The organism is Pseudomonas sp. DTU12.1, assembly GCF_009873475.1.
Classification (GTDB): Bacteria; Pseudomonadota; Gammaproteobacteria; order Pseudomonadales; family Pseudomonadaceae; genus Aquipseudomonas; species Aquipseudomonas proteolytica.
On the sequence record NZ_CP045254.1, the window covers coordinates 5,733,151 to 5,757,445 of the forward strand.

Below are 24,295 nucleotides of genomic sequence, written 5' to 3' on the forward strand. Positions count from 1 at the left end.
TAGATTGCGGTGGTTTTGGGTGGGCATGTCATTCATTGGTCTTGCGCACGGGCGGCAAGGTGAAGCCCGACACCGAACGGCGCAACTGGCTGGCCATTTTGGCCAGGTTGCCGATGCTCTCGGCGGTGGCCGTGGAGCCCGATGAGGTCTGGCTGGTGATCTGCTGGATCACGTTCATGGTCAAGGAGATCTGCCCCGCCGACGAGGTTTGCTGCTGCGCGGCGTTGGAGATGCTCTGGATCAGCGCGGCCAGGGTCTTGGACACCCCTTCGATTTCTTCCAGGGCCACCCCGGCGTCCTGGGCCAGCCGCGCGCCACGCACCACTTCGGTGGTGGTCTGCTCCATGGAGATCACGGCTTCGTTGGTATCGGTCTGGATCGCCCGCACCAGGTTCTCGATCTGCCGGGTGGCCGCCGACGAGCGTTCGGCCAGGCGTTGCACTTCATCGGCCACCACTGCAAAGCCGCGCCCGGCATCGCCGGCCATGCTCGCCTGGATCGCGGCGTTGAGGGCGAGGATGTTGGTCTGCTCGGCAATGTCGTCGATCAGGCTGACGATATCGCCAATCTCCTGGGATGACTCACCCAGGCGTTTGATGCGCTTGGCGGTGTCCTGGATCTGTTCGCGAATGTTGTCCATGCCGTGGATGGTGTTGTGCACCACCTCGTTGCCCTTGTTGGCGATCTCCACCGAACGTTCGGCCACGGCCGAGGACTCGGCGGCATTGGCCGATACCTGGTCGATGGATTGGGCCATCTGATTGATCGCCGTCGAGGCTTCGGCGATCTGCTGGGCCTGGTGTTCCGAGGCCTGGGCCAGGTGCATGGCGGTGGCCTGGGTTTCCTGCACGGCGCCGGCCACTTCACCGGCGGTGAGGTTGATGGTCGCCACCAGGTCGCGCAACTGGTCCACCGAATAGTTGATGGAATCGGCGATGGTGCCGGTGAAGTCTTCGGTCACCGAGGCGGTCACGGTAAGGTCGCCGTCGGCCAGGTCTTCGATTTCGTCCAGCAGGCGCATGATCGCGTTCTGGTTGCGTTCGTTTTTCTCGGCGGTTTCGCGCAGTTGGCGATTGGTTTCGCGCACCATCACCAGGCCGATCAGGATGATTGACGCCAGCGCCAGCAAGCCCAGGACATAGCCACCGATGGTGTCGAGGGTGCGCCCGCCCGCCAGGTTTTCAAAACCGGTGGCCAGGTGCGAAGCCTCATCGAGCAGGGTTTGCGAGAGGCTGAAGATATTGCTCGCCGAAGCGCGCACCTGGAACAGTTGCGGCGAGGTTTCGAGGATTTCATCCACGGAGCCGGAGACAAACTCGAACAGCTCGGCAATCTCCGCCAGGCGCGCACGGGCGTCCGGGTCTTGCACCTCGCTGATCTTCAGGCCAGCACTGCCCTGGAGCATACCGGCCAGGACCTGGCCAAAGCGGTTGGCATCACGGCCAAAGGCGTCGGCGGCCTTGACCGCCGTGTCATCCCCGGCCAGCACCGTGTTGACTGCTCCCAAAATGCGCTCGGCCAACAACGATTGGCGCTGGGCCACGGCCACCTGGCTGGCAGGTGCACCGCGCTGCAGCAGGATCTCGACTACCTTTTCCGACTCCAGCTGCAATTGCGGCACGGTTTCGGCCAGGGTCGCCGCCACTTGATGCAGGGACAGCACCGTCTGCTCACTGGCCAGGATCACATCGGTGTTCTTCAGCAAGGCTTCCCAATCATGCTGCACGGCGCGCATTTCGCTGCGCACGGCGCTGGGCGCGGCAGGCAGGCCGGTGGCCGGGTCGCCTTTTTTCAGGTAGCCCCAGCGCTGGGCAAAATCATTGCGCGCCTCGCTCAACAGCCTGAACGCAGCGGCCTTGCCGGCCGCAGCCTCGGTGGCGTTCTTGGCAATGCGCTGGGACAGCACCCGCAGCTCGCCGGCGTGGCCGATGTACTGCTTGTCATAGGTGGACTGGGTGTTGAGGTACGCGAAGTTGGCGAACAGCAGCATGATGAAGATGATCAGCGCAATAAACAGCACGATGATCTGCGAACGGCTACGGGAGGCTTCCTGCGGTTTGACGGGCGTGGCGGTGCTCATGCGGCAACATCCAGAAAGCCCGGGGCCTGGGCCAGGGCGAAAGGGCTGAAGACCTGCCACAGCGGCTCGCCGCTGAACTGGCCTTGGATAAATGCAGCGCTGGCGGCGGGCACACTGGCGGATACCGGGCGCAACAGGTCCTGGGCAAAATGCTGCAGGCCGACCACTTCATCCACCAACAGGCCGACAAAGGTGTCTTCGTGTTCAATCACCAGCACCCGGCGCTGCTTGCGTGCGGTCGACAGCTCATAGCCGAAAAACCCGCACAGGTTGATCACCGGCAGCAAGCGCCCGCGCAGGTTGGCCACGCCCCGGACCCAAGGCTTGACCCCGGGCATCAGGGTGCAACGCGGCTCATGCAGCACTTCGGCAACTTCGCCCATGGGCGCTACATACCAATGCCCGCCCAGGCGAAAGCCGATGCCGCTCCAGCTGTGCGAGCGGGTTTCCTGGGACGGCAGGTCGGCGGCCAGCAGGCGGCAGCGGCGGTCGATGTCCAGCAGCAGCTCAAAGGCGGTTTGCGACTCGGTCATGGGAGCGTGCCGTCAGGGTTTGAGCACCGAGTTCAGGACTTCGATCAGCTTGTCTTCTTCCACCGGTTTGGTCAGGTACGCCTTGGCGCCCTGGCGTGCGCCCCAGATCTTGTCGGTTTCCTGGTCTTTGGTGGTGACGATGATGATCGGGATGCCGTTGGTTTCCGGCTCCTTGGACAACTGGCGCGTGGCCTGGAAGCCATTGAGGCCGGGCATGACGATGTCCATCAACACCGCATCGGGTTTTTCCTGGCGGGCCAGGGCCACGCCGTCGGCGCCATTTTCGGCCTTGAGGACCTGGTGCCCGTGCTTTTCCAGCATGCCGGTCAGTTTGTACATTTCAGTCGGCGAATCGTCGACGATCAGAACGCGTGCCATGGTTTTCCCCACTACATTGGTTGACGCAAGCCCTGGGGGCTGGGTCAATGTGCTTGTTCTACTGCGGCGAAACCCGGCACGTAGGCCTTGATCGCACTCAGCAGTTCTTCCTTGCTGAAAGGCTTGGTCAAAAATTGATCGACGCCGACGATGCGCCCCTTGGCCTTGTCGAACAGGCCATCCCTGGACGACAGCATGATCACCGGGATGTCCTTGAACGCCGGGTTGTTCTTGACCAGGGCGCAGGTCTGATAGCCATCCAGGCGCGGCATCATGATGTCGACAAAGATGATGTGCGGGTGATGGTCAACGATCCTGGCCAGGGCATCAAAACCGTCGATGGCCGTGATGACTTCGCACCCTACGTTCTTCAACAGCGTTTCAGCGGTGCGGCGAATCGTTTTCGAATCGTCGATCACCATCACTTTCAAGGCGTTGGAATGCTGTTCCATATCTGCTCTACCATCGCCACAGCGAATCGGTTTTCGGTGTGTACTGCCGGGTGCTGCCTGGGACGAGCGCCAAAACCCTTGCCGTGCAAGGGCCGACACGCCATGGCAGCCTTTTTAGCACAGACTGGGGAGGCAATCTATCGGCCGACCGGCAAGGTGGTTTTTCCTTGACCCACAACAGCCGCAGCGCCACTCTGACGCCACTTTTATGCGCCCTTATTTGCTAGAGGAAATCCCCCATGAGCGTTCGCGTCGGCATTGTCATGGACCCTATCGCCAGCATTTCCTATAAAAAGGATAGCTCGCTGGCCATGCTGCTGGCCGCCCAGGCCCGCGGCTGGACCCTGTTCTATATGGAACAGCGCGACCTTTACCAGGGCGACGGCGAAGCGCGGGCGCGGATGCGTCCCCTGCAGGTGTTCGCCAACCCTGAAAAGTGGTTTGAACTGCAAGACGAGATCGACAGCCCCCTGAGCGACCTGGACGTGATCCTGATGCGCAAGGATCCGCCGTTCGACATGGAGTTCGTCTACTCCACCTACCTGCTGGAGCAGGCCGAGCGTGCCGGTGTGCTGATCGTCAACAAGCCCCAGAGCCTGCGCGACTGCAACGAGAAGTTGTTCGCCACGCTGTTCCCGCAGTGCACGCCGCCCACCGTGGTCAGCCGCCGCGCCGACGTGCTGCGTGAATTTGCCGCCAAGCACGGCGATGTGATCCTCAAGCCGCTGGACGGCATGGGTGGCACCTCGATCTTCCGTCACCGCGCAGGCGACCCCAATCTGTCGGTGATCCTTGAGACCCTGACGGCCCTGGGCACCCAGCAGATCATGGGCCAGGCCTACCTGCCGGCGATCAAGGATGGCGACAAGCGCATCCTGATGATCGACGGCGAGCCAGTGGATTACTGCCTGGCACGTATCCCGGCGGCCGGCGAGACCCGTGGCAACCTCGCGGCGGGTGGGCGTGGCGAGGCCCGTCCGCTGAGCGACAAGGACCGCTGGATCGCCGCCCAGGTTGGCCCGACCCTGCGGGAGAAAGGCCTGCTGTTCGTAGGACTTGACGTAATTGGTGAGCACCTCACGGAAATCAACGTCACCAGCCCGACCTGTATCCGTGAAATAGACAACGCGTTCGGCACCAACATCGGCGAAATGCTCATGGCAGCGATTGCCGACAAGCTACAAGCCAAGTGACATAGAACAGCCGGAGGTCAGCCAACATTGCGCTATCATGCCCCACCTGTGAAACGCGCGATGTTGGTTTTCCTGTTATGACGCTTCCGTCCGACCTGCCCCCCGAATTCAGCAACAGCGGCGTACGCCCGGCTGATCGGCTCGGATTTACCCTATTTCTGGCAGCGCTGATTCATTTGGCGTTGATCCTCGGCCTGGGCTTCACGTTCGTCGAACCCCAGCAAATCAGCAAGACCCTGGAAATCACCCTCGCCACCTTCAAAAGTGAGAAGAAGCCCGAAAAGGCTGACTTCCTGGCCCAGGACAATCAGCAGGGCAGCGGCACCCTGGACAAAAAGGCAGTGCCCAAGACCACCGAAGTGGCGCCCTTCCAGGACAACAAGATCAATAAGGTCACGCCGCCTCCGGTGGCCAAGCCCGAGGTCAAGCAGGCCGCGCCCAAGGCCGCCGTCGCCACCATTGCGCCAAAACCCCAGAAGGCCGCGACCCAGCGCGAAGCCGTGAAGACTGAGCCTGCGCCAAGCAAACCCGCACCGACTTTCGACAGCTCGCAACTTTCCAGCGAAATCTCCAGCCTGGAGGCCGAACTGGCCAACGAGCAACAGCTGTATGCCAAGCGCCCGCGCATCTACCGGCTCAACGCCGCCTCCACCATGCGCGACAAAGGCGCCTGGTATAAGGACGAATGGCGCAAGAAGGTCGAGCGCATCGGCAACCTGAACTACCCGGACGAGGCCCGGCGCCAGCAGATCTACGGCAACCTGCGCCTGCTGGTGTCGATCAACCGCGACGGCTCCTTATATGAAGTGCTGGTGCTGGAGTCGTCCGGCCAGCCCTTGCTGGACCAGGCGGCGCAACGCATCGTGCGCCTGGCCGCACCGTTCGCCCCGTTTACCGGCGATCTGAATGATATCGACCGCCTGGAAATCATCCGCACCTGGCGCTTTGCCAAGGGCGACCGCCTTTCCAGCAACTGATCAGCCCAGCGGTGCAGGAGCGAGCTTGCTCGCGAAGAACCTGAGGCCACCGCGTGCATTCTGACTGCCCGCGTTGTCGTTGACGATCTTCGCGAGCAAGCTCGCTCCTACAGCCCAAGCAAACCCGCCAACCGATTTCCTACACATCCCCAGCTTGTCAGTTCGCCCCTCCAACGCCACACTAGCGGACATGAAAAATGTCAGCCCGACTTACCTCAAGCACCAATTCCTGATCGCCATGCCCCATATGGCCGACCCGAACTTTGCGCACACCTTGACCTATATCGTCGAGCACACGGCCAATGGCGCCATGGGGTTGGTGGTCAACCGCCCGCAGGACTTGAACCTGGCCGATATCCTTGAGCAACTGCGCCCGGAGATCGACCCACCCGCCAGTTGCCAGGCGGTGCCGATCTATTTCGGTGGCCCGGTGCAGACTGACCGGGGCTTTGTCCTGCACCCCAGCGGCCCGACGTTCCAGGCAACCGTCGATCTGGATGGCGTGTCCTTGTCCACCTCCCAGGACGTGCTGTTTGCCATCGCTGATGGCGCCGGCCCGCAGCAGAGCCTGATCACCCTGGGTTACGCAGGGTGGGAAGCCGGGCAACTGGAAGAAGAGTTGGCCAACAATGCCTGGCTGACGTGCCCCTTCGATGCCGACATTCTGTTCAATACTGCCAGCGAGCTGCGCCTCAATGCCGCTGCAAAACAACTGGGGATCAACCTCAACCTGCTGACCAGCCAGGCGGGGCACGCCTGATGGCCCTGCGACTGATCCTCGGGTTTGACTACGGCACCAAGCAGATTGGCGTTGCCGTGGGCCAGGTCATTACCGGCCAGGCCCGCGAGCTGTGTACCTTGAAGGCGCAGAACGGCATCCCGGACTGGAATCAGGTCGAAGCCCTGATCAAGGAGTGGAAGCCCGACGCGGTGGTGGTCGGCCTGCCGCTGAACATGGACGGCACCCCCAGCGACATGTGCTTGCGCGCCGAAAAATTCGCCCGCCGCCTCAACGGCCGCTACAACCTGCCCTTCTATACCCACGATGAGCGCCTGACGACCTTCGAGGCCAAGGGTGAGCGTCGCGACCGTGGCGGGCAGAAAGGCAGCTACCGCGACAACCCGGTCGACGCCATTGCCGCCGCCTTGCTGCTGCAGGGCTGGCTGGATGAAAACACCGCTTTATTTGAATCCTGACTGACGCGGCTTGCCGCGTCTTCTTACGTTTGAGCCCGGACTTTGCCAGCGTCACGCTGCCCGAGCCCTTGAAGGAGCCACCATGAGCCTGCCCAATCCCGCCGAACTGATCCGTCAGATGGCGACGAGCCTCACGACCCATCTGCAACACCGCGCCATCAGCGAGCCGCGTTTCATCGGTATCCGTACCGGTGGCGTGTGGGTCGCCCAGGCGTTGCTGCAAGAGCTGGGCAGTGACTCGCCCCTGGGCACCCTGGATGTGTCCTTCTACCGCGATGACTTCAGCCAGAACGGCCTGCACCCGCAAGTGCGCCCGTCTGCGCTGCCCTTTGAAATCGAAGGCCAGCACCTGGTACTGATCGATGACGTGCTGATGAGCGGGCGTACCATCCGTGCAGCCATGAACGAGCTGTTCGACTACGGCCGCCCGGCCAGTATCACCCTGGTCTGCCTGCTCGACCTCGAGGCTGGCGAACTGCCGATCAGCCCGGATGTGGTGGGTGCCACCCTGTCGCTTTCAGCCCAACAGCGGGTAAAATTGTCCGGTCCCACGCCGCTCGAACTCGAACTGCAAGACCTCGCCCTTTAAACCGCCTTGTAAAGAGTCCCCGCGATGACGCCTCTAGATGCCAAGCGCCCGCTGCAGCTCAACGCTCAGGGCCAGCTGCAACACTTCCTGTCCCTCGACGGCCTGCCCCGCGAATTGCTCACCGAAATCCTCGACACTGCCGACTCGTTCCTTGAAGTCGGCGGCCGGGCGGTGAAGAAAGTCCCGCTGCTGCGCGGCAAAACCATTTGCAACGTGTTCTTCGAGAACTCGACACGCACCCGCACCACCTTCGAGCTGGCGGCCCAACGCCTGTCAGCCGACGTGATCACCCTGAACGTCTCCACCTCGTCGGCGAGCAAGGGCGAAACCCTGCTCGACACCCTGCGCAACCTGGAGGCCATGGCGGCCGACATGTTCGTGGTGCGCCATGGCGACTCGGGCGCGGCGCACTTTATTGCCGAGCACGTGTGCCCACAGGTGGCGATCATCAACGGCGGCGATGGCCGTCACGCCCACCCGACCCAGGGCATGCTCGACATGCTCACCATCCGTCGGCACAAGGGTGGCTTCGAAAACCTCTCGGTGGCCATCGTTGGCGACATCCTGCACTCGCGGGTGGCGCGCTCGAACATGCTGGCCCTGAAAACCCTCGGCTGCCCGGATATCCGCGTGATCGCGCCGAAAACCCTGCTGCCTATCGGCATCGAGCAATACGGGGTCAAGGTCTACACCGACATGACCGAAGGCCTGAAGGACGTGGATGTGGTGATCATGCTGCGCCTGCAACGCGAGCGCATGGCCGGTGGCCTGCTGCCCAGCGAAGGTGAGTTCTACCGCCTGTTCGGCCTGACCACCGCGCGCCTGGCAGGCGCCAAGCCGGATGCGATTGTCATGCACCCTGGCCCGATCAACCGTGGGGTGGAGATTGAGTCGGCGGTGGCCGACGGCCCGCACTCGGTGATTCTCAACCAGGTCACCTACGGCATCGCGGTACGCATGGCCGTACTGTCCATGGCCATGAGCGGGCAAACTGCCCAACGTCAATTCGAGCAGGAGAAGGCCCAGTGAAGCTCAGCATTCTCGGCGCCCGAGTCATCGATCCGGCCAGCGGCCTGGATCAAGTTACGGATCTGCACCTGGAAGCCGGCAAGATCATTGCCATCGGCGCCGCCCCCAGTGGTTTCAGCCCGGTCGAGAGCATCGACGCCAAAGGCCTGGTGGCCGCGCCCGGCCTGGTAGACCTGAACGTCGCCCTGCGCGAGCCGGGCTACAGCCGCAAAGGCAGCATCGCCAGCGAAACCCGCGCCGCCGCCGCAGGTGGTGTCACTAGCCTGTGTTGCCCACCGCAAACCAAACCGGTGCTGGACACCTCGGCCGTGGCCGAGTTGATCCTCGACCGCGCCCGCGAGGCCGGCAATTGCAAAGTGTTCCCCATCGGCGCCCTGAGCAAAGGCCTGGATGGCGAGCAACTGGCCGAGCTGATTGCCCTGCGTGACGCCGGCTGCGTAGCCTTCGGCAATGGCCTGGAGAGTTTTCGCAGCACCCGCACCCTGTGCCGGGCCCTGGAATACGCCGCCACCTTCGATCTGACCGTGATCTTCCACTCCCAGGACCACGACCTGGCCGAAGGCGGCCTGGCCCACGAAGGCCCCACCGCCAGCTTCCTCGGCCTCGCGGGCATCCCGGAAACCGCAGAAACCGTGGCCCTGGCCCGTGACCTGCTGTTGGTGGAGCAAAGCGGCGTACGCGCGCACTTCAGCCAACTGACCAGCGCCCGTGGCGTAGCCCTGATTGCCCAGGCCCAGGCCCGTGGCCTGCCGGTAACCGCCGATGTGGCGTTGTACCAGCTGATCCTGACGGATGAGGCGCTGATCGACTTCTCCAGCCTGTACCACGTACAACCACCCCTGCGCACCCGCGCCGACCGTGACGGTTTGCGTGCGGCGGTGAAGTCGGGGGTGGTTTCGGCGATCTCCAGCCATCACCAACCCCACGAACGGGATGCCAAGCTGGCACCGTTTGGCGCGACAGAGCCTGGGATCAGCAGCGTCGAACTGCTGCTGCCGCTGGCGATGACGCTGGTGGAGGATGGTTTGCTGGACCTGCCAACGTTGCTCGCACGCCTGAGTTCAGGCCCGGCGCAAGCGCTGCGCCTGCCGGCGGGCAAGCTGGCGGTGGGTTCGGCGGCGGATCTGGTGCTGTTTGATCCGGCCAGTTCCACTGTCGCCGGCGAGCAATGGTTGTCCAGGGGTGAAAACTGCCCGTTCATCGGCCATAGCTTGCCGGCGAATGTGCGTTACACCCTGGTGGATGGGCGGATCAGCTACCAGGCTTGATCCAGAACTGAAGCGGGCACAGTCAAATGTGGGAGCGGGCTTGCTCGCGAAAGCGGTGTATCAGTTAACAAATAGGTCGACTGATACACTGCTTTCGCGAGCAAGCCCGCTCCCACAATTAGATCCTCACAAGGCTGGAGATGATCAGCGACCGCCCAACCGCTCGGCATTGCGCACCGAAATCTGCGTGTTCAGCGTCCAGAAGTCATACAGCACGCCAATCAGGAACAAGCCTCCGGTCACCAGGTACAACAGGCCGGTGAGCCATTTGCCCTGATACATGCGGTGCAAGCCAAACACCCCAAGAAACGCCAACAGAATCCAGGCCACGTTGTATTCAATGGGCCCGGCGGTAAAACGCAGGTCGGCTTCGCGGTCCATTGCCGGGATCAGAAACAGGTCGATCAACCAGCCAATGCCCAGCAAACCAAAGGTGAAGAACCAGATCGTCCCGGTCACCGGCTTGCCGTAATAAAAGCGGTGCGCCCCGGTGAATCCGAAGATCCACAGCAAGTAACCGATCATCTTGCTGTGGGTGTCCTGTTGCGAAACGCCCTGTCGATAGGTGTTCATGAATGACCTCTTTTGCCTCGATAGATAAATATTTCTGGTTTCTTTGTGACTTTTTTACAGGCACCCGACGTACGGCAAATGGTATCGTCCCTTCCCTCAAAGCCTTATGCCACCTGACTTGTGTAGGACAATTGCGACAGTTCGTCGCGGTTTTCCTGATTTTGACGTCAAGGTTCAGTCGACAAACGGCCTGAGAAAGACACTAAAAGCTGTTATAAAGTTGCGCGCAAACCAACAAGAGCCTGCCTTATGCGACCATTTTTAAAGACATGGCTAACCATTTGCCTATTGATGCCACTGGCCGCCCACGCCACCAATCGTGAGCAACGACTTCCGAACGTTAATGGTTTCACCCCTAAAGTTCATGCCACTACCAACGCTGCCAAATCGGTAAAACTCACGGTCAAGCGCCCAGCTCAACTGAGCAAGGCCAACGTTAAAGCAGTTCCTGGCCTGGTAGCGAGCAATAACCAGCAAAGCAGCAAAGTCCTCAGCCGTGCCGTCAACGTGCTCGGTACGCCTTATCGTTGGGGCGGTAGCAGCCCAAGTAAAGGTTTTGATTGCAGCGGCCTGGTGAAATACGCCTTCAACGATGTAGCTGCGGTGGATTTGCCACGCACCTCCAATGCCATGGCCAGTGGCCACGGGCAGAAGGTTGATCGCAAGGATTTGAAGCCCGGCGACCTATTGTTCTTCAAGCTCAAGAGCCGCCAGGTCAACCATGTAGCCATCTACCTGGGCAACGACCGTTTTATCCACGCGCCGCGCCGTGGCAAGTCGGTCAGCATCGACACCCTGAAAAAGCCGTTCTGGAACAAGAACTACGTGATTGCCAAGCGCGTGCTGCCTAAAGAGCAGAACAACCTGCGCATTGTGCAACGCTGATTCAAGGCTGAAAGGCGGTAAACATGTGGGAGCGGGCTTGCTCGCGAATGCAATAGATCAGCCACCAAAGAGGGTGACTGACACACCGCATTCGCGAGCAAGCCCGCTCCCACATTTGATTTTTATTGCCCGCAAGACCTCACATGTCGGTAGGCACCCTCGCCTTCTGCTGCGCCTCTTCGCGGCTGACCAGCCCCTGACTGACCAGCCCCTTCAAGCTCATATCCAACGTCTTCATCCCCAACGCCCCACCCGTCTGGATCGCCGAATACAACTGCGCCACCTTGTCCTCGCGGATCAGGTTACGGATCGCCGGTGTACCGAGCATGATTTCATGGGCCGCCACGCGCCCGCCGCCGACTTTTTTCAGCAGCACCTGGGAAACCACCGCCTGCAGCGACTCAGAGAGCATCGAGCGGACCATGGCCTTTTCCCCCGCGGGGAACACATCCACCAGCCGATCCACAGTCTTTGCCGCCGAACTGGTGTGCAGGGTGCCAAACACCAGGTGCCCGGTTTCAGCCGCCGTCAGGGCCAGGCGGATGGTTTCCAGGTCGCGCAACTCGCCGACCAGGATCACATCCGGGTCTTCGCGCAGCGCAGAACGCAGGGCGGCGGAGAAACTGTGGGTATCGCGATGCACCTGGCGCTGGCTGATCAGCGCCGTGCGCGGTTCATGGACAAATTCGATAGGGTCTTCAAGGGTCAGGATGTGTTGCTGACGGGTGTTGTTGAGGTAATCGATCATCGCCGCCAGGGTGGTGGACTTGCCCGAGCCCGTGGCCCCGGTCACCAGCACCAGCCCCCGAGGCAGTTCGGCGATGCGCCGGAACACGTCGCCCAGCCCCAGGCTTTCCAGGCTCTGTACCCGGGAGGGAATCGCGCGAAACACCGCGCCCATCCCTCGGTGCTGCTGGAACACATTGGCGCGAAAGCGCGCTACACCGGGCAACTCGAAGGAAAAATCCGTTTCAAGAGATGTTTCGAAATCCTTTTGCTGGTGTTTATTCATGATCGGGCTGAGTAAGTCCGCTACTTGCGTAGCACTCAATGGGGGCCAGTCGAGTGGCACAACCTCACCATCGACTCGCATCCTCGGCGCCAACCCTGCCGACAGATGCAGGTCGGAGGCGCCCCGGCTGACGCTGGCGGTCAGCAGTTCAGTGATGTCCATAGGGCTATCCATTTCCAGTAGAATGCCGCGGACTCCATATCCACGGGCGCAACTTGAATGTCGACCATAGCAGACAATATTGGCCTGGTTAGTCAGCGGATCCGTGCTGCGGCCCAGGCCGTGCAGCGCGATGAATCCAGCGTGCATTTGCTGGCGGTCAGCAAGACCAAGCCGGCGCAAGCCGTGCGCGAAGCCTATGCCGCCGGGATGCATGACTTCGGTGAAAACTACTTGCAGGAAGCCCTCGGCAAACAAGCCGAATTAACCGACCTGCCCTTGAGTTGGCACTTCATCGGCCCCATTCAATCGAACAAGACGCGCGCTATCGCCGAGAACTTCGCTTGGGTGCATTCCGTGGACCGCCTGAAAATCGCCCAACGCCTGTCGGAGCAACGCCCGGCCGACCTGCCGCCGCTCAATATCTGCGTTCAGGTCAATGTCAGTGGCGAAGCCAGCAAGTCCGGCTGTACACCCGCCGATTTGCCAGCGCTGGCCGAGGCGATCCAGGCCCTGCCGCGCTTGAAGCTGCGTGGCCTGATGGCGATCCCCGAGCCCACCGACGACCGTGCCCAGCAAGATGCGGCGTTTGCGAAGGTGCGTGACTTGCAAGCGAGCCTGAACCTGGGGCTCGACACACTTTCCATGGGCATGAGCCATGACCTTGAGTCTGCCATTGCCCAAGGGGCCACGTGGGTGCGGATCGGTACCGCCCTGTTTGGTGCCCGCGACTACGGCCAGCCATGAAATGGCTGACTTCCATCTGAGTAAGGACCTGTCATGAGCAGCACGCGTATAGCCTTTATCGGCGCCGGTAACATGGCGGCCAGCCTGATCGGCGGCCTGCGGGCCAAGGGCCTGGACGCTTCGCAGATTCGCGCCAGCGATCCGGGCGCCGAGACCCGCGCCCGGGTGAGCGCCGAGCACGGTATCGAAACCTTTGCCGACAACGCCGAAGCCATCCAGGGCGTCGACGTGATTGTGCTGGCGGTCAAGCCACAGGCCATGAAAGCCGTGTGCGAAGCGTTGCGCCCAAGCCTGGCACCGCAACAACTGGTGGTGTCGATTGCCGCCGGCATCAATTGCGCCAGCATGAACAACTGGCTCGGCGCCCAGCCCATCGTACGTTGCATGCCCAACACGCCATCACTGCTGCGCCAAGGCGTCAGCGGCCTGTACGCCACCACCCAAGTGAGCGCCGAGCAACGTGAGCAGGCCCAGGAGCTGTTGTCGGCCGTGGGTGTGGCCCTGTGGCTGGACGAAGAACAGCAACTGGACGCCGTCACCGCTGTGTCCGGCAGTGGCCCGGCGTATTTCTTCCTGCTGGTCGAAGCCATGACCGCGGCTGGCGTGAAGCTGGGCCTGCCACGGGAAATCGCCGAGCAACTGACTCAGCAAACCGCCCTCGGCGCCGCGCATATGGTGGTGTCCAGCGATGTGGACGCGGCCGAGTTGCGTCGTCGCGTGACCTCGCCCAATGGCACCACGCAGGCTGCCATCGAATCGTTCCAGGCCGGGGGCTTTGAAGCCCTGGTCGAAAAAGCACTGGGTGCCGCCGCGCACCGCTCGGCCGAACTGGCCGAACAACTGGGTCAATAAGGAGCCAATATGATTGGTTTGAACACCGCAGCCGTCTACGTGCTGCAAACCCTCGGCAGCCTGTATCTGCTGATCGTACTGTTGCGTTTTGTCCTGCAACTGGTACGCGCCAACTTCTATAACCCGCTCTGCCAATTCGCCGTGAAGGCCACCCAGCCGCTGCTCAAGCCCTTGCGCCGGGTGATCCCGAGCCTGTTCGGCCTGGACATGTCGTCGCTGGTCCTGGCGATCCTGGTCCAACTGGCGCTGATGGCCCTGACGCTGCTGCTGACCTACGGCACCACCGGCAACTTCCTGCAACTGCTGGTCTGGGCCTTGATCGGCGTGACCGCGCTGTTCCTGAAGATTTTCTTCTTCGCCCTGATCATCAGCGTGATCCTGTCCTGGGTCGCACCGGGCAGCCATAACCCTGGCGCCGAGCTGGTCAACCAGATCTGCGAGCCGGCCCTGGCGCCGTTCCGCAAGATCCTGCCGAACCTGGGCGGCCTGGATATCTCGCCGATCCTCGCGTTCATGGTACTCAAGCTCCTGGACATGCTGGTGATCAACAACCTGGCGGCGATGACCATGATGCCGGACATCCTGCGCCTGCTGATCTGACCTTTGTAGGAGCCGGCTTGCCGGCGATGGCACCCGCGAAAACGCCATCGCCGGCAAGCTGGCTCCCACAGAAACAAGCCGTCATCAGCCAGGACAAGGTTCGCTTGCCGCTGGCCCCCCCGCTCTTTAGACTTACGCCTCATTTAAACGAGAGCAGGGTCGATGCCAGCTGCCTTCCCCCCCGATTCTGTTGGACTGGTCGTGCCCCAAGTGGCGCACTTCAGCGAACCCCTGGCCCTGGCCTGCGGTCGATCGCTGCCGGCCTATGACCTGATCTATGAAACCTACGGCCAGCTGAACGCCACGGCGAGCAATGCCGTGCTGATCTGCCACGCCCTTTCTGGCCATCACCACGCCGCCGGCTACCACAGCGCCGACGAGCGCAAGCCCGGCTGGTGGGACAGTTGCATCGGCCCCGGCAAGCCCATCGACACCAATAAGTTCTTTGTGGTCAGCCTGAACAACCTCGGCGGCTGCAACGGCTCCACCGGCCCCAGCAGCCTCAACCCGGAGACCGGCAAGCCGTTCGGCGCCGACTTCCCGGTGCTGACCGTGGAAGACTGGGTGCACAGCCAGGCGCGCCTGGCCGACCTGCTCGGCATAAGCCAATGGGCAGCGGTGATCGGCGGCAGCCTGGGCGGCATGCAGGCGCTGCAATGGACCATCACTTACCCCGACCGCGTGCGCCATTGCCTGGCCATCGCCTCGGCCCCCAAGTTGTCGGCGCAGAACATCGCGTTCAACGAAGTGGCGCGCCAGGCAATCCTCACCGACCCCGAGTTCCACGGTGGTTCGTTCCAGGAAGCCGGGGTGATCCCCAAGCGCGGCTTGATGCTGGCGCGGATGGTCGGGCATATCACCTACCTGTCGGATGACTCCATGGGCGAGAAATTCGGCCGCGGGCTCAAGAGCGAGAAGCTCAACTACGACTTCCACAGCGTCGAATTCCAGGTCGAAAGCTACCTGCGTTACCAGGGCGAGGAGTTCTCCGGGCGTTTCGACGCCAACACCTACCTGCTGATGACCAAGGCCCTGGACTACTTCGACCCGGCGGCAAACTTTGATGACGACCTGGCGAAGACCTTCGAGGGTGCCACCGCCAAGTTCTGCGTGATGTCGTTCACCACCGACTGGCGCTTCTCCCCGGCCCGCTCGCGGGAACTGGTGGATGCGCTGATGGCCGCCCGCAAAGACGTGTGCTACCTGGAGATCGATGCACCACAAGGCCACGACGCCTTCCTGATCCCGATCCCGCGCTACCTGCAGGCGTTCAGCAACTACATGAACCGCATTACATTGTGAGAAAGCCATGAGAGCCGACCTGGAAATCATCCAAGACTGGATCCCCGCCGGCAGCCGCGTGCTCGACCTGGGTTGCGGCGATGGCGAACTGCTGAGCTGGCTGCGCGACAACAAGCAAGTCACCGGCTATGGCCTGGAAAACGACCCGGACAACATCGCCCAGTGCGTGGCCAAGGGCATCAACGTGATCGAGCAGGACCTGGACAAGGGCCTGGGCAACTTTGCCAGCAACAGCTTCGATATCGTGGTGATGACCCAGGCCCTGCAGGCCGTGCACTACCCGGATCGGATTCTCGACGAGATGTTGCGCGTCGGCCGCCAATGCATCATCACCTTCCCCAATTTCGGCCACTGGCGCTGCCGCTGGTACCTGGCCACCAAGGGCCGCATGCCGGTATCGGATTTCCTGCCGTACACCTGGTACAACACGCCGAACATTCACTTCTGCACCTTCGAAGATTTCGAGGCGTTGTGCAGTGGGCGTGAAGCCAAGGTCATCAACCGCCTGGCCGTCGATCAACAGCATCGCCACGGCTGGGCGAGTAAGCTATGGCCTAATCTTTTGGGTGAAATCGGAATTTACCGGGTCAGCAGTCCTGGCCTGACCGATCATCAGATTGCCGTCTAACCATTTTCGAGGAGGACGATCATGAGTCGCCTGGCTATTTTTCTACTCACCGCCTGCCTGGGCGCCAGCGCCATGGCCGCCGGCCCTATCGACAGTAACCGGCAGAAGGCGTTTGGTGATATCACCGTGCACTACAGCACCTTCACCTCCAGCTTCCTGCAACCCGAGACGGCCCAGGCCGTGGGCGTGGTGCGCAGCAAGAACAAGGGCATGATCAATGTCTCGGTGATCAAGGGCGTGGAGCCTGTGGCCGCGCAAGTGACCGGCACGATCAAGGACTTGACCGGCAAGAGTGAAATGCTGACGTTCAAGCAGATCACCGAAAAAGGCGCGATCTACTACCTAGCCCCCTACTCGGTGCCGCAGCAGGAATTCCGCACCTTTACCATCAATGTTGAAACCGGCGGCAAGGCCCACGGTTTCAGTTTCACCCAAGAACTGTTCCCGGCCGAATAATGAACCTGACACAACTCGTACTGGCCAGCCACAACGCCGGCAAACTCAAGGAACTCCAGGCCATGCTCGGCGAATCGGTGCAATTGCGCTCGATTGGCGAGTTCAGCCAGGTGGAACCTGAAGAAACCGGCCTGTCGTTCGTCGAAAACGCCATCCTCAAGGCCCGCAATGCCGCGCGCATTTCCGGCCTGCCGGCACTGGCCGACGATTCTGGCCTGGCCGTGGACTTCCTCGGCGGCGCCCCTGGCATCTATTCGGCGCGGTATGCCGACGGCAAAGGCGACGCGGCGAACAATGCCAAGTTGCTGGACGCGCTCAAGGATGTACCGGACGCGATGCGTGGCGCGCAGTTTGTGTGCGTGCTGGCCCTGGTGCGGCATGCCGATGACCCGCTGCCGATTCTCTGCGAAGGCCTGTGGCACGGGCGCATCCTGCATGCCGCCAGTGGCGAGCATGGGTTTGGCTATGACCCGCTGTTCTGGGTGCCGGAGCGCAATGTCTCCAGCGCCGAACTGAGCCCGGCCGACAAGAACCAGATCAGCCACCGCGCCCGCGCAATGGCTTTGCTGCGCCAGCGTCTGGGCTTGAAATGACCCAGAACACCTCCGCGCAGCCACTGATCCTCGGTGGCGCGCAAACACCTCGGGCGGCCCTGCCAGTGCTGCCGCCCCTGGCGCTGTACATCCACATCCCGTGGTGCGTGCGTAAATGCCCCTATTGCGACTTCAACTCCCACACCGCCAGCAAGGTGCTGCCGGAGCAAGAGTATGTCGATGCGTTGCTGGCGGACCTGGATCAGGATCTGCACGCGGTGTATGGCCGCGAGTTGAGCTCGATCTTCTTTGGCGGCGGCACGCCAAGCCTGTTCAGTGCTGCGGCGCTGGGTCGATTGCTGGAGGGCGTGGAGCAACGCATACCGTTTGCCCGCGACATCGAGATCACCCTGGAAGCCAACCCCGGCACCTTCGAGCAAGAGAAGTTCGTCGCCTACCGCAAGCTGGGGATCAATCGCCTGTCCATCGGCATCCAGAGCTTCCAGCAGGAAAAGCTCAAGGCCCTGGGCCGCATTCACAACGGCGACGAAGCCGTGCGCGCCGCCGGCATGGCGCGCCAGGCCGGGTTCGATAACTTCAACCTGGACCTGATGCACGGTTTGCCCGATCAATCCCTGGACGATGCCTTGAGCGACCTGCGCCAGGCCATCGCCCTCAAGCCGACCCACCTGTCGTGGTACCAGCTGACCCTGGAACCCAACACAGTGTTCTGGAACCAGCCGCCGACGCTGCCGGAAGACGACACCCTGTGGGATATCCAGGAAGCCGGCCAAGCCCTGCTCGCCGCCCACGGATACGCCCAGTACGAAGTTTCGGCCTATGCCCAGCCGGGTCGCCCCGCACGGCATAACCTCAACTACTGGAGCTTTGGCGACTTTATTGGCATCGGTGCCGGCGCCCACGGCAAGCTCAGCCATCCTGACGGGCGCATCGTGCGCACCTGGAAGACTCGCGCACCAAAGGACTACCTCAACCCGGCCAAAAGCTTTCAGGCAGGCATGAAAGAGCTGACCAACGAAGAGTTGCCTTTCGAGTTCCTGATGAACGCCCTGCGCCTTACCGACGGCGTTGAAGCCAGGCTTTACGCCGAACGCACGGGCCTGGACCTGGCCAGCCTGGATGAGGCCCGGCGCGAGGCAGAACAAAGTGGCTTATTGCAGGTCGAACCGTCACGCCTGGCGGCCACCGACCGTGGGCAACTCTTTCTCAATGACCTGTTGCAGAAGTTTTTGAGCTGATCGCTCTAAGGAAATCCCATGGATCTGGTACTCGACCTGCTTGCCACCGTATCCCGCTGGAGCCGCAGTAACCTGTCAGAAATATCCCTGGCGCTTGTCGGCTGCTTGCTGGTGCTGTTCGGCGCCGACATCAAGGGCTGGGTCGAAGCGCGCCTGGGCAACATCGCCGGCGCCTTGCGCGTACCGTTGATGGCCCTGCTGTGCATGATCGGCAGCGGTGCCGCGCTGATCTACGCCACGCCGTGGATTGTGCGGGGGTTGAGCCAGTTCAATAACTACAGTTTGGCGCCGGTGTTGCTGGTGGTGCTGGTGTTGATTGGCGTGGTTGCCGACCGCCGCTGACTAAAAGCCCACCACCAAAAAACTGTAGGAGCGAGCTTGCTCGCGAAGAACGTCAACGATAACGCCGAGCTATCAGGTAGCCCGCGTTGCCTGTCCGTTTTTCGCGAGCAAGCTCGCTCCTACAGTTGATCGCATTTCAGTCTTCTAGCTGATCAAGCCAGCTTTTCGAACTTCAAATCCCATGCTGGTGATCGGGCACTCGGCCGGGACTGACTAAAAGCCCAACACCAAAAAACTGTAGGAGCGAGCTTGCTCGCGAAGAACGTCAACGATAACGCCGAGCTATCAGGTAGCCCGCGTCGCCTGTCCGTTTTTCGCGAGCAAGCTCGCTCCTACAGTTGATCGCATTTCAGTCTTCTAGCTGATCAAGCCAGCTTTTCGAACTTCAAATCCCATGCTGGTGATCGGGCACTCGGCCGGGACTGACTAAAAGCACACCACCAAAAAACTGTAGGAGCGAGCTTGCTCGCGAAGAACGTCAAGATAACGCCGAGCTATCAGGTAGCCCGCGTCGCCTCTCCGTTTTTCGCGAGCAAGCTCGCTCCTACAGTTGATCGTATTTCAGTCTTCTAGCTGGTCAAGCCAGCTTTTCGAACTTCAACTCCCATGCTGGTGATCGGGCACTCGGCCGGGACTGACCAAAAGCCCAACACCAAAAAACTGTAGGAGCGAGCTTGCTCGCGAAGAACGTCAACGATAACGCCGAGCTATCAGGTAGCCCGCGTTGCCTGTCCGTTTTTCGCGAGCAAGCTCGCTCCTACAGTTGATCGCATTTCAGTCTTCTAGCTGATCAAGCCAGCTTTTCGAACTTCAAATCCCATGCTGGTGATCGGGCACTCGGCCGGGACTGACTAAAAGCCCAACACCAAAAAACTGTAGGAGCGAGCTTGCTCGCGAAGAACGTCAACGATAACGCCGAGCTATCAGGTAGCCCGCGTCGCCTGTCCGTTTTTCGCGAGCAAGCTCGCTCCTACAGTTGATCGCATTTCAGTCTTCTAGCTGATCAAGCCAGCTTTTCGAACTTCAAATCCCATGCTGGTGATCGGGCACTCGGCCGGGACTGACTAAAAGCCCAACACCAAAAAACTGTAGGAGCGAGCTTGCTCGCGAAGAACGTCAACGATAACGCCGAGCTATCAGGTAGCCCGCGTCGCCTGTCCGTTTTTCGCGAGCAAGCTCGCTCCTACAGTTGATCGCATTTCAGTCTTCTAGCTGATCAAGCCAGCTTTTCGAACTTCAAATCCCAAACCCCATGCCCCAATCGCTCGCCACGGCGTTCGAACTTGGTGATCGGGCGCTCGGCCGGGCGTGGCACGCATTGACCGTCTTCGGCCAGGTTGCGGTAGCCAGGGGCGACGTTCATCACTTCCAGCATGTACTCCGCGTAAGGTTCCCAGTCGGTGGCCATGTGCAGGATGCCGCCCACTTTCAGCTTGCTGCGTACCAGTTCCGCGAAGGAGGCCTGGACGATACGGCGCTTGTGGTGGCGGCTCTTGTGCCATGGATCCGGGAAAAACAGCATCAGGCGGTCGAGGCTGTTGTCGGCAATGCAGCGGTTGAGCACTTCGATCGCGTCGCAGTCGTAGACACGCAGGTTTTTCAGGCCCTGAGTCAGCACGCCGTTAAGCAATGCACCTACGCCCGGACGGTGGACTTCCACGCCGATAAAATCTTGCTCGGGCGACGCGGCGGCCATTTCCAGCAAGGAATGGCCCATGCCGAAGCCGATTTCCAGGGAGCGCGGGGCCGAACGGCCAAACACCTGGTCGAAGTCCACCGGCGCATCGGCCAGGGGCAGGACGAACAACGGCGTGCCCTGGTCCAGGCCCTTTTGCTGGCCTTCGGTCATGCGCCCGGCACGCATCACAAAGCTTTTGATGCGGCGGTGCTTGGACTCGTCGCCTTCTTCCACGGGGTTCGGCGTTTCGTTTGATTCAGTCATCAATGGCTCTTACTTGATCAGACCATCCAGCGGCGAGGAGGCGCTGGCGTAAAGTTTTTTCGGCATACGCCCGGCGAGGTACGCCAGGCGGCCGGCGACAATCGCGTGTTTCATGGCTTCGGCCATCATGATCGGCTGTTGCGCGTTGGCGATAGCGGAGTTCATCAGCACCGCTTCGCAGCCCAGCTCCATGGCGATAGTGGCGTCGGACGCGGTACCGACGCCGGCATCCACCAGCACCGGGATCTTCGCTTCTTCGAGGATGATCTGCAGGTTGTATGGGTTGCAGATCCCCAGGCCAGTACCGATCAGGCCGGCCAGCGGCATGACCGCGATGCAGCCGATTTCGGCCAGTTGGCGCGCGATGATCGGGTCATCGCTGGTGTAGACCATCACGTCAAAACCTTCCTTGACCAGGGTTTCAGCGGCCTTGAGGGTTTCGATCACGTTGGGGAACAGGGTTTTCTGGTCCGCCAGCACTTCAAGCTTCACCAGGTTGTGGCCGTCGAGCAGCTCACGGGCCAGGCGGCAAGTGCGCACGGCTTCGATGGCGTCGTAGCAACCGGCGGTGTTGGGCAGGATGGTGTAGCGATCCGGCGGCAGGATATCCAGCAAGTTCGGTTCGCCCGGGTTCTGGCCGATGTTGGTGCGGCGCACCGCCACCGTCACGATCTCGGCGCCCGAGGCTTCGATAGCCAGGCGGGTTTCTTCCATGTCGCGGTATTTACCGGTACCTACCAGCAAACGCGACTGGTAGGTACGACCGGCCAGGACGAAGGGCTTGTCGCTACGAACGATGCTCATGGGAAATCCTCGAGTTGGGGTGAGGTTCTGCAGAATTCGGGTAGTTGCCCCAGGGCTAGCCGCCGCCGATGGCGTGGACTACTTCGACCTGGTCGCCTTCGGCAAGGGCGGTTTCGGTGTGCTGGCTACGCGGCACGATATCCTGGTTGAGCTCCACTGCGACGCGACGTCCGGTCAGTTCCAGACGGGTCAGCAGGGCCTCGACGGTTTCACCGTCGGGCAGTTCATAGGATTCGCCGTTCAATTGAATGCGCATGCCACGGGCCGCCATCGTTTTTAGGGGCCAGCATTCTAGCCTGATCGTGACCTGAAGGTCAGCTACAAGCGTCAGCCGGTCAGTTGCAGGCGCCAGGCGGCGAGCCCCAGGCACAGCCAGCCAATCAGGAATGCCAGGCCGCCAAACGGGGTGATGATCCCCAGTTTGCCGATGCCGACGGTAGTCAGCAGATACAGGCTGCCGGAGAACAACAGGATACCGATGCTGAACGACACCCCCGCCCACATCACCAGGCGCCCGGGAATATGCGCCGCCAGCAAGGCCACGCCAAACAACGCCAGGGCATGCACCAGTTGGTAAGTCACGCCGGTATGGAAAATCGCCAGGTATTCAGCACTCAGGCTTTTTTTCAGGCCATGGGCAGCGAACGCGCCGAGGGCAACACCGGTAAAACCGAAAAAGGCAGCCAACATCAGAAAGCCACGCAGCATGAGGAACTCCAGTCAGACTCAAAGGGCCGGGTCTGTATAATGGCCCGCTCAACGGGTTCGGCCAAGCCATCTCTATGCTGCGTGTCCTCTTCAGTCGTTTTCTCAAAGTCGTGAAATGGTTTGTCATCGCCAGTGTTTTGCTGGTGCTGCTGTTTCGTGTCGTCCCGCCACCGTTCACCGCGCTAATGGTCGAGCGCAAGATCGAATCCTGGGTCGACGGCGAGCCTATTGACCTGCAACGCAGTTGGGTGCCGTGGGACGAGATCTCCGATGACCTGAAATTGGCGGTCATGGCCGGCGAAGACCAGCGTTTCCCGCAGCATTGGGGTTTTGACTTTGGCGCAATCCAGGCCGCCCTGCTGCATAACGAGCGCGGCGGCTCGCTGCGTGGCGCCAGCACGTTGAGCCAGCAGGTGTCGAAGAACCTGTTCCTGTGGGCAGGCCGCAGTTATCTGCGCAAGGGCCTGGAGGCCTGGTTTACCGGATTGATCGAGATCCTCTGGCCCAAGCAACGGATCCTTGAGGTGTACTTGAACAGCGTGGAGTGGGATGAGGGGGTGTTTGGCGCAGAGGCGGCAGCGCGACACCATTTCGGGGTGAGTGCCAAGGGGCTTTCGCGGCAGCAGGCCAGCTATCTGGCCGCAGTGCTGCCTAATCCGCGGGCTTGGAGTGCTAGCCACCCAACCGCGTATGTGGCGCGGCGGGCGGCTTGGATTCGCCAGCAGATGGGGCAGCTGGGTGGCACGGGCTACTTGAATGAGCTGAACACCACGCGAAAGGCGCCGTGGTCCAATTGACGCCACACAAAGCCGGCTCCTACAGGGGCGCGACACAAACAAAAATGCCCCGATCTTTCGATCGGGGCATTTTTTTGGCCGTTCGCTGCGCGTTAGGCCGCGATCGACAGTTTCAGCTTGTTCATCGCGCTCTTCTCAAGCTGACGAATCCGCTCGGCCGACACGTTGTACTTTTGCGCCAGGTCGTGCAGCGTGGCTTTTTCTTCTGCCAGCCAACGCTGGTAGAGGATGTCACGGCTGCGGTCGTCCAGCACTTCCAGTGCTTCGTGCAGGTTGTGGTTGGAGTTGTCGCTCCAATCGGCATCTTCCAGTTGACGCGCCGGGTCGTACCGGTGGTCTTCCAGGTAGTTGGCCGGCGATTGGAAGGCGCTGTCGTCGTCCGCTTCGGCGGCCGGGTCGAAGGCCATGTCATGGCCGGTCAGGCGACTTTCCATCTCGCGCACTTCCCGAGGCTCCACACCGAGGCTTTCAGCCACACGGTGGACTTCCTCGTTGTTCAGCCACGCCAGGCGTTTCTTCTGGCTGCGCAGGTTGAAGAACAGCTTGCGCTGGGCCTTGGTGGTCGCCACTTTCACAATGCGCCAGTTGCGCAGGATGAACTCGTGGATTTCCGCCTTGATCCAGTGCACGGCGAACGACACCAACCGCACACCCATTTCCGGGTTAAAGCGCTTTACAGCCTTCATCAGGCCGACGTTGCCTTCCTGGATCAGGTCAGCCTGGGCCAGGCCGTAGCCGCTATAGCTACGGGCGATATGTACGACAAAACGCAGGTGGGCGAGCACCATCTGCCGAGCCGCCCCCAAATCCTGCTCATAGTAGAGACTCTCGGCCAGTTCACGCTCCTGCTCGGGCGTCAGCAAAGGAATGCTGTTGACCGTGTGCACATAGGCTTCCAGGTTCGCGCCTGGGACCAGAGCATAAGCAGGTTGCAAAGAAGTGGTCATACGAAAAAACCTCCGACTCACATAACTCGTGCAGTTCAGCACTGCGAAAATTG

The 24,295-nt window shown here is 61.3% G+C and carries 29 protein-coding genes; 18 read left to right on the plus strand and 11 right to left on the minus strand.

What is annotated here, in order from left to right; all coding sequences use genetic code 11:
- Positions 1–28: 28 nt before the first annotated feature.
- The 4 genes from GDV60_RS25505 to pilG are packed head-to-tail and all read right to left on the minus strand — an operon-like array spanning position 29 to position 3,443.
- A complete protein-coding gene (locus tag GDV60_RS25505) occupies positions 29–2,080 on the minus strand; it encodes a methyl-accepting chemotaxis protein (protein ID WP_029300448.1) in 2,052 nt (683 codons plus the stop codon).
- On the minus strand, positions 2,077–2,613 hold the full coding sequence (locus GDV60_RS25510) for a chemotaxis protein CheW (protein ID WP_029300451.1): 537 nt from the start codon (positions 2,611–2,613) through the stop codon (positions 2,077–2,079). Before GDV60_RS25510 ends, GDV60_RS25505 begins: the two co-directional genes overlap by 4 nt.
- A gap of 12 nt (positions 2,614–2,625) precedes the next feature.
- Positions 2,626–2,991, minus strand: a complete 366-nt coding sequence (pilH, locus tag GDV60_RS25515; RefSeq protein WP_029300454.1) for a twitching motility response regulator PilH — start codon at positions 2,989–2,991, stop codon at positions 2,626–2,628.
- A gap of 44 nt (positions 2,992–3,035) precedes the next feature.
- The gene (pilG, locus tag GDV60_RS25520) at positions 3,036–3,443 is read right to left on the minus strand and encodes a twitching motility response regulator PilG (protein WP_029300456.1); all 408 of its coding nucleotides are present in this window, start codon (positions 3,441–3,443) and stop codon (positions 3,036–3,038) included.
- 239 nt (positions 3,444–3,682) lie between these two features.
- Between pilG and gshB the strand changes: the two genes are divergently transcribed.
- The 7 genes from gshB to GDV60_RS25555 all read left to right on the plus strand — a co-directional run bounded on the left by gshB (position 3,683) and on the right by GDV60_RS25555 (position 9,696).
- Positions 3,683–4,636: a glutathione synthase gene (gene gshB / locus GDV60_RS25525; RefSeq protein WP_029300457.1), complete on the plus strand. Its 954-nt coding sequence runs from the start codon at positions 3,683–3,685 to the stop codon at positions 4,634–4,636.
- A 77-nt stretch (positions 4,637–4,713) separates the two neighbouring features.
- Positions 4,714–5,613 carry an energy transducer TonB gene (locus GDV60_RS25530; RefSeq protein WP_159909074.1) on the plus strand — a complete coding sequence of 300 codons (900 nt, stop codon included), beginning with the start codon at positions 4,714–4,716 and terminating at the stop codon, positions 5,611–5,613.
- A 190-nt stretch (positions 5,614–5,803) separates the two neighbouring features.
- A complete protein-coding gene (locus tag GDV60_RS25535; RefSeq protein ID WP_029300463.1) occupies positions 5,804–6,373 on the plus strand; it encodes a YqgE/AlgH family protein in 570 nt (189 codons plus the stop codon).
- On the plus strand, positions 6,373–6,810 hold the full coding sequence (gene ruvX / locus GDV60_RS25540) for a Holliday junction resolvase RuvX (protein WP_005792259.1): 438 nt from the start codon (positions 6,373–6,375) through the stop codon (positions 6,808–6,810). Before GDV60_RS25535 ends, ruvX begins: the two co-directional genes overlap by 1 nt.
- 82 nt (positions 6,811–6,892) lie before the next feature.
- Positions 6,893–7,399, plus strand: a complete 507-nt coding sequence (gene pyrR / locus GDV60_RS25545; RefSeq protein ID WP_029300467.1) for a bifunctional pyr operon transcriptional regulator/uracil phosphoribosyltransferase PyrR — start codon at positions 6,893–6,895, stop codon at positions 7,397–7,399.
- A 24-nt stretch (positions 7,400–7,423) separates the two neighbouring features.
- Positions 7,424–8,428 (plus strand): aspartate carbamoyltransferase catalytic subunit, encoded by a 1,005-nt coding sequence (locus GDV60_RS25550; RefSeq protein ID WP_029300469.1) that lies wholly within the window; start codon positions 7,424–7,426, stop codon positions 8,426–8,428.
- Positions 8,425–9,696, plus strand: a complete 1,272-nt coding sequence (locus GDV60_RS25555) for a dihydroorotase (RefSeq protein WP_104911123.1) — start codon at positions 8,425–8,427, stop codon at positions 9,694–9,696. The genes GDV60_RS25550 and GDV60_RS25555 overlap by 4 nt, the downstream gene beginning before the upstream one ends.
- Positions 9,697–9,840: 144 nt before the next feature.
- Here the strand turns inward: GDV60_RS25555 and GDV60_RS25560 are convergent, their stop codons facing one another.
- Positions 9,841–10,269, minus strand: coding sequence for a TM2 domain-containing protein (locus GDV60_RS25560; RefSeq protein WP_029300473.1), 429 nt, complete (start codon positions 10,267–10,269; stop codon positions 9,841–9,843).
- Positions 10,270–10,518: 249 nt separating this feature from the next.
- On the opposite strand from GDV60_RS25560, the gene GDV60_RS25565 reads away from it, so the two are divergent.
- Positions 10,519–11,154 carry a C40 family peptidase gene (locus GDV60_RS25565; protein ID WP_159909076.1) on the plus strand — a complete coding sequence of 212 codons (636 nt, stop codon included), beginning with the start codon at positions 10,519–10,521 and terminating at the stop codon, positions 11,152–11,154.
- Between the two features lie 139 nt (positions 11,155–11,293).
- Here GDV60_RS25565 and GDV60_RS25570 read toward each other — a convergent pair whose 3' ends face one another.
- Entirely contained in the window at positions 11,294–12,328 is a 1,035-nt protein-coding gene (locus GDV60_RS25570; protein WP_092231125.1) for a type IV pilus twitching motility protein PilT, read from the minus strand.
- 57 nt (positions 12,329–12,385) lie between these two features.
- Here GDV60_RS25570 and GDV60_RS25575 point away from each other — a divergent pair, with 57 nt between their 5' ends.
- From GDV60_RS25575 to GDV60_RS25615, 9 genes are all read left to right on the plus strand, one after another.
- Positions 12,386–13,072: a YggS family pyridoxal phosphate-dependent enzyme gene (locus tag GDV60_RS25575; RefSeq protein WP_029300479.1), complete on the plus strand. Its 687-nt coding sequence runs from the start codon at positions 12,386–12,388 to the stop codon at positions 13,070–13,072.
- Between the two features lie 33 nt (positions 13,073–13,105).
- Positions 13,106–13,924: a pyrroline-5-carboxylate reductase gene (proC, locus tag GDV60_RS25580; protein ID WP_029300480.1), complete on the plus strand. Its 819-nt coding sequence runs from the start codon at positions 13,106–13,108 to the stop codon at positions 13,922–13,924.
- A 9-nt stretch (positions 13,925–13,933) separates the two neighbouring features.
- A complete protein-coding gene (locus GDV60_RS25585; protein ID WP_029300481.1) occupies positions 13,934–14,524 on the plus strand; it encodes a YggT family protein in 591 nt (196 codons plus the stop codon).
- 162 nt (positions 14,525–14,686) lie between these two features.
- On the plus strand, positions 14,687–15,826 hold the full coding sequence (locus GDV60_RS25590) for a homoserine O-acetyltransferase (protein WP_092231136.1): 1,140 nt from the start codon (positions 14,687–14,689) through the stop codon (positions 15,824–15,826).
- A 7-nt stretch (positions 15,827–15,833) separates the two neighbouring features.
- Positions 15,834–16,454 carry a methionine biosynthesis protein MetW gene (metW, locus tag GDV60_RS25595; RefSeq protein WP_029300485.1) on the plus strand — a complete coding sequence of 207 codons (621 nt, stop codon included), beginning with the start codon at positions 15,834–15,836 and terminating at the stop codon, positions 16,452–16,454.
- 21 nt (positions 16,455–16,475) lie between these two features.
- Positions 16,476–16,910 carry a DUF4426 domain-containing protein gene (locus GDV60_RS25600; protein ID WP_029300487.1) on the plus strand — a complete coding sequence of 145 codons (435 nt, stop codon included), beginning with the start codon at positions 16,476–16,478 and terminating at the stop codon, positions 16,908–16,910.
- Positions 16,907–17,503 carry an RdgB/HAM1 family non-canonical purine NTP pyrophosphatase gene (rdgB, locus tag GDV60_RS25605; protein ID WP_029300489.1) on the plus strand — a complete coding sequence of 199 codons (597 nt, stop codon included), beginning with the start codon at positions 16,907–16,909 and terminating at the stop codon, positions 17,501–17,503. The genes GDV60_RS25600 and rdgB overlap by 4 nt, the downstream gene beginning before the upstream one ends.
- Positions 17,500–18,702: a radical SAM family heme chaperone HemW gene (gene hemW, locus GDV60_RS25610; protein WP_029300492.1), complete on the plus strand. Its 1,203-nt coding sequence runs from the start codon at positions 17,500–17,502 to the stop codon at positions 18,700–18,702. Before rdgB ends, hemW begins: the two co-directional genes overlap by 4 nt.
- Before the next feature lie 18 nt (positions 18,703–18,720).
- On the plus strand, positions 18,721–19,044 hold the full coding sequence (locus GDV60_RS25615) for a DUF3392 domain-containing protein (protein ID WP_029300493.1): 324 nt from the start codon (positions 18,721–18,723) through the stop codon (positions 19,042–19,044).
- Between the two features lie 1,216 nt (positions 19,045–20,260).
- Here GDV60_RS25615 and trmB read toward each other — a convergent pair.
- The 4 genes from trmB to GDV60_RS25635 form a co-directional block, all read right to left on the minus strand.
- Entirely contained in the window at positions 20,261–20,986 is a 726-nt protein-coding gene (gene trmB / locus GDV60_RS25620; RefSeq protein WP_029300750.1) for a tRNA (guanosine(46)-N7)-methyltransferase TrmB, read from the minus strand.
- Positions 20,987–20,995: 9 nt separating this feature from the next.
- Positions 20,996–21,790, minus strand: a complete 795-nt coding sequence (locus GDV60_RS25625; protein WP_017845016.1) for a thiazole synthase — start codon at positions 21,788–21,790, stop codon at positions 20,996–20,998.
- A gap of 55 nt (positions 21,791–21,845) precedes the next feature.
- Positions 21,846–22,046 (minus strand): sulfur carrier protein ThiS, encoded by a 201-nt coding sequence (thiS, locus tag GDV60_RS25630; RefSeq protein WP_218585577.1) that lies wholly within the window; start codon positions 22,044–22,046, stop codon positions 21,846–21,848.
- A gap of 71 nt (positions 22,047–22,117) precedes the next feature.
- The gene (locus tag GDV60_RS25635) at positions 22,118–22,498 is read right to left on the minus strand and encodes a DUF423 domain-containing protein (protein ID WP_159909080.1); all 381 of its coding nucleotides are present in this window, start codon (positions 22,496–22,498) and stop codon (positions 22,118–22,120) included.
- Between the two features lie 74 nt (positions 22,499–22,572).
- On the opposite strand from GDV60_RS25635, the gene mtgA reads away from it, so the two are divergent.
- Entirely contained in the window at positions 22,573–23,295 is a 723-nt protein-coding gene (gene mtgA, locus GDV60_RS25640; RefSeq protein WP_029300744.1) for a monofunctional biosynthetic peptidoglycan transglycosylase, read from the plus strand.
- Between the two features lie 92 nt (positions 23,296–23,387).
- On the opposite strand, the gene rpoH is transcribed toward mtgA, so the two are convergent.
- Entirely contained in the window at positions 23,388–24,242 is an 855-nt protein-coding gene (gene rpoH, locus GDV60_RS25645) for an RNA polymerase sigma factor RpoH (protein ID WP_003176698.1), read from the minus strand.
- Between the last annotated feature and the right edge of the window lie 53 nt (positions 24,243–24,295).

What these genes read in the sequence shown, in the direction of transcription:
- GDV60_RS25505 (WP_029300448.1), bottom strand. Translation starts at nt 2,080, where the DNA reads ATGAGCACCGCCACGCCCGTCAAACCGCAGGAAGCCTCCCGTAGCCGT.
- GDV60_RS25510 (WP_029300451.1), bottom strand. Translation starts at nt 2,613, where the DNA reads ATGACCGAGTCGCAAACCGCCTTTGAGCTGCTGCTGGACATCGACCGC.
- pilH (WP_029300454.1), bottom strand. Translation starts at nt 2,991, where the DNA reads ATGGCACGCGTTCTGATCGTCGACGATTCGCCGACTGAAATGTACAAA.
- pilG (WP_029300456.1), bottom strand. Translation starts at nt 3,443, where the DNA reads ATGGAACAGCATTCCAACGCCTTGAAAGTGATGGTGATCGACGATTCG.
- gshB (WP_029300457.1), top strand. Translation starts at nt 3,683, where the DNA reads ATGAGCGTTCGCGTCGGCATTGTCATGGACCCTATCGCCAGCATTTCC.
- GDV60_RS25530 (WP_159909074.1), top strand. Translation starts at nt 4,714, where the DNA reads ATGACGCTTCCGTCCGACCTGCCCCCCGAATTCAGCAACAGCGGCGTA.
- GDV60_RS25535 (WP_029300463.1), top strand. Translation starts at nt 5,804, where the DNA reads ATGAAAAATGTCAGCCCGACTTACCTCAAGCACCAATTCCTGATCGCC.
- ruvX (WP_005792259.1), top strand. Translation starts at nt 6,373, where the DNA reads ATGGCCCTGCGACTGATCCTCGGGTTTGACTACGGCACCAAGCAGATT.
- pyrR (WP_029300467.1), top strand. Translation starts at nt 6,893, where the DNA reads ATGAGCCTGCCCAATCCCGCCGAACTGATCCGTCAGATGGCGACGAGC.
- GDV60_RS25550 (WP_029300469.1), top strand. Translation starts at nt 7,424, where the DNA reads ATGACGCCTCTAGATGCCAAGCGCCCGCTGCAGCTCAACGCTCAGGGC.
- GDV60_RS25560 (WP_029300473.1), bottom strand. Translation starts at nt 10,269, where the DNA reads ATGAACACCTATCGACAGGGCGTTTCGCAACAGGACACCCACAGCAAG.
- GDV60_RS25565 (WP_159909076.1), top strand. Translation starts at nt 10,519, where the DNA reads ATGCGACCATTTTTAAAGACATGGCTAACCATTTGCCTATTGATGCCA.
- GDV60_RS25570 (WP_092231125.1), bottom strand. Translation starts at nt 12,328, where the DNA reads ATGGACATCACTGAACTGCTGACCGCCAGCGTCAGCCGGGGCGCCTCC.
- GDV60_RS25575 (WP_029300479.1), top strand. Translation starts at nt 12,386, where the DNA reads ATGTCGACCATAGCAGACAATATTGGCCTGGTTAGTCAGCGGATCCGT.
- proC (WP_029300480.1), top strand. Translation starts at nt 13,106, where the DNA reads ATGAGCAGCACGCGTATAGCCTTTATCGGCGCCGGTAACATGGCGGCC.
- GDV60_RS25585 (WP_029300481.1), top strand. Translation starts at nt 13,934, where the DNA reads ATGATTGGTTTGAACACCGCAGCCGTCTACGTGCTGCAAACCCTCGGC.
- GDV60_RS25590 (WP_092231136.1), top strand. Translation starts at nt 14,687, where the DNA reads ATGCCAGCTGCCTTCCCCCCCGATTCTGTTGGACTGGTCGTGCCCCAA.
- metW (WP_029300485.1), top strand. Translation starts at nt 15,834, where the DNA reads ATGAGAGCCGACCTGGAAATCATCCAAGACTGGATCCCCGCCGGCAGC.
- GDV60_RS25600 (WP_029300487.1), top strand. Translation starts at nt 16,476, where the DNA reads ATGAGTCGCCTGGCTATTTTTCTACTCACCGCCTGCCTGGGCGCCAGC.
- hemW (WP_029300492.1), top strand. Translation starts at nt 17,500, where the DNA reads ATGACCCAGAACACCTCCGCGCAGCCACTGATCCTCGGTGGCGCGCAA.
- GDV60_RS25615 (WP_029300493.1), top strand. Translation starts at nt 18,721, where the DNA reads ATGGATCTGGTACTCGACCTGCTTGCCACCGTATCCCGCTGGAGCCGC.
- trmB (WP_029300750.1), bottom strand. Translation starts at nt 20,986, where the DNA reads ATGACTGAATCAAACGAAACGCCGAACCCCGTGGAAGAAGGCGACGAG.
- GDV60_RS25625 (WP_017845016.1), bottom strand. Translation starts at nt 21,790, where the DNA reads ATGAGCATCGTTCGTAGCGACAAGCCCTTCGTCCTGGCCGGTCGTACC.
- thiS (WP_218585577.1), bottom strand. Translation starts at nt 22,046, where the DNA reads ATGCGCATTCAATTGAACGGCGAATCCTATGAACTGCCCGACGGTGAA.
- GDV60_RS25635 (WP_159909080.1), bottom strand. Translation starts at nt 22,498, where the DNA reads ATGCTGCGTGGCTTTCTGATGTTGGCTGCCTTTTTCGGTTTTACCGGT.
- mtgA (WP_029300744.1), top strand. Translation starts at nt 22,573, where the DNA reads ATGCTGCGTGTCCTCTTCAGTCGTTTTCTCAAAGTCGTGAAATGGTTT.
- rpoH (WP_003176698.1), bottom strand. Translation starts at nt 24,242, where the DNA reads ATGACCACTTCTTTGCAACCTGCTTATGCTCTGGTCCCAGGCGCGAAC.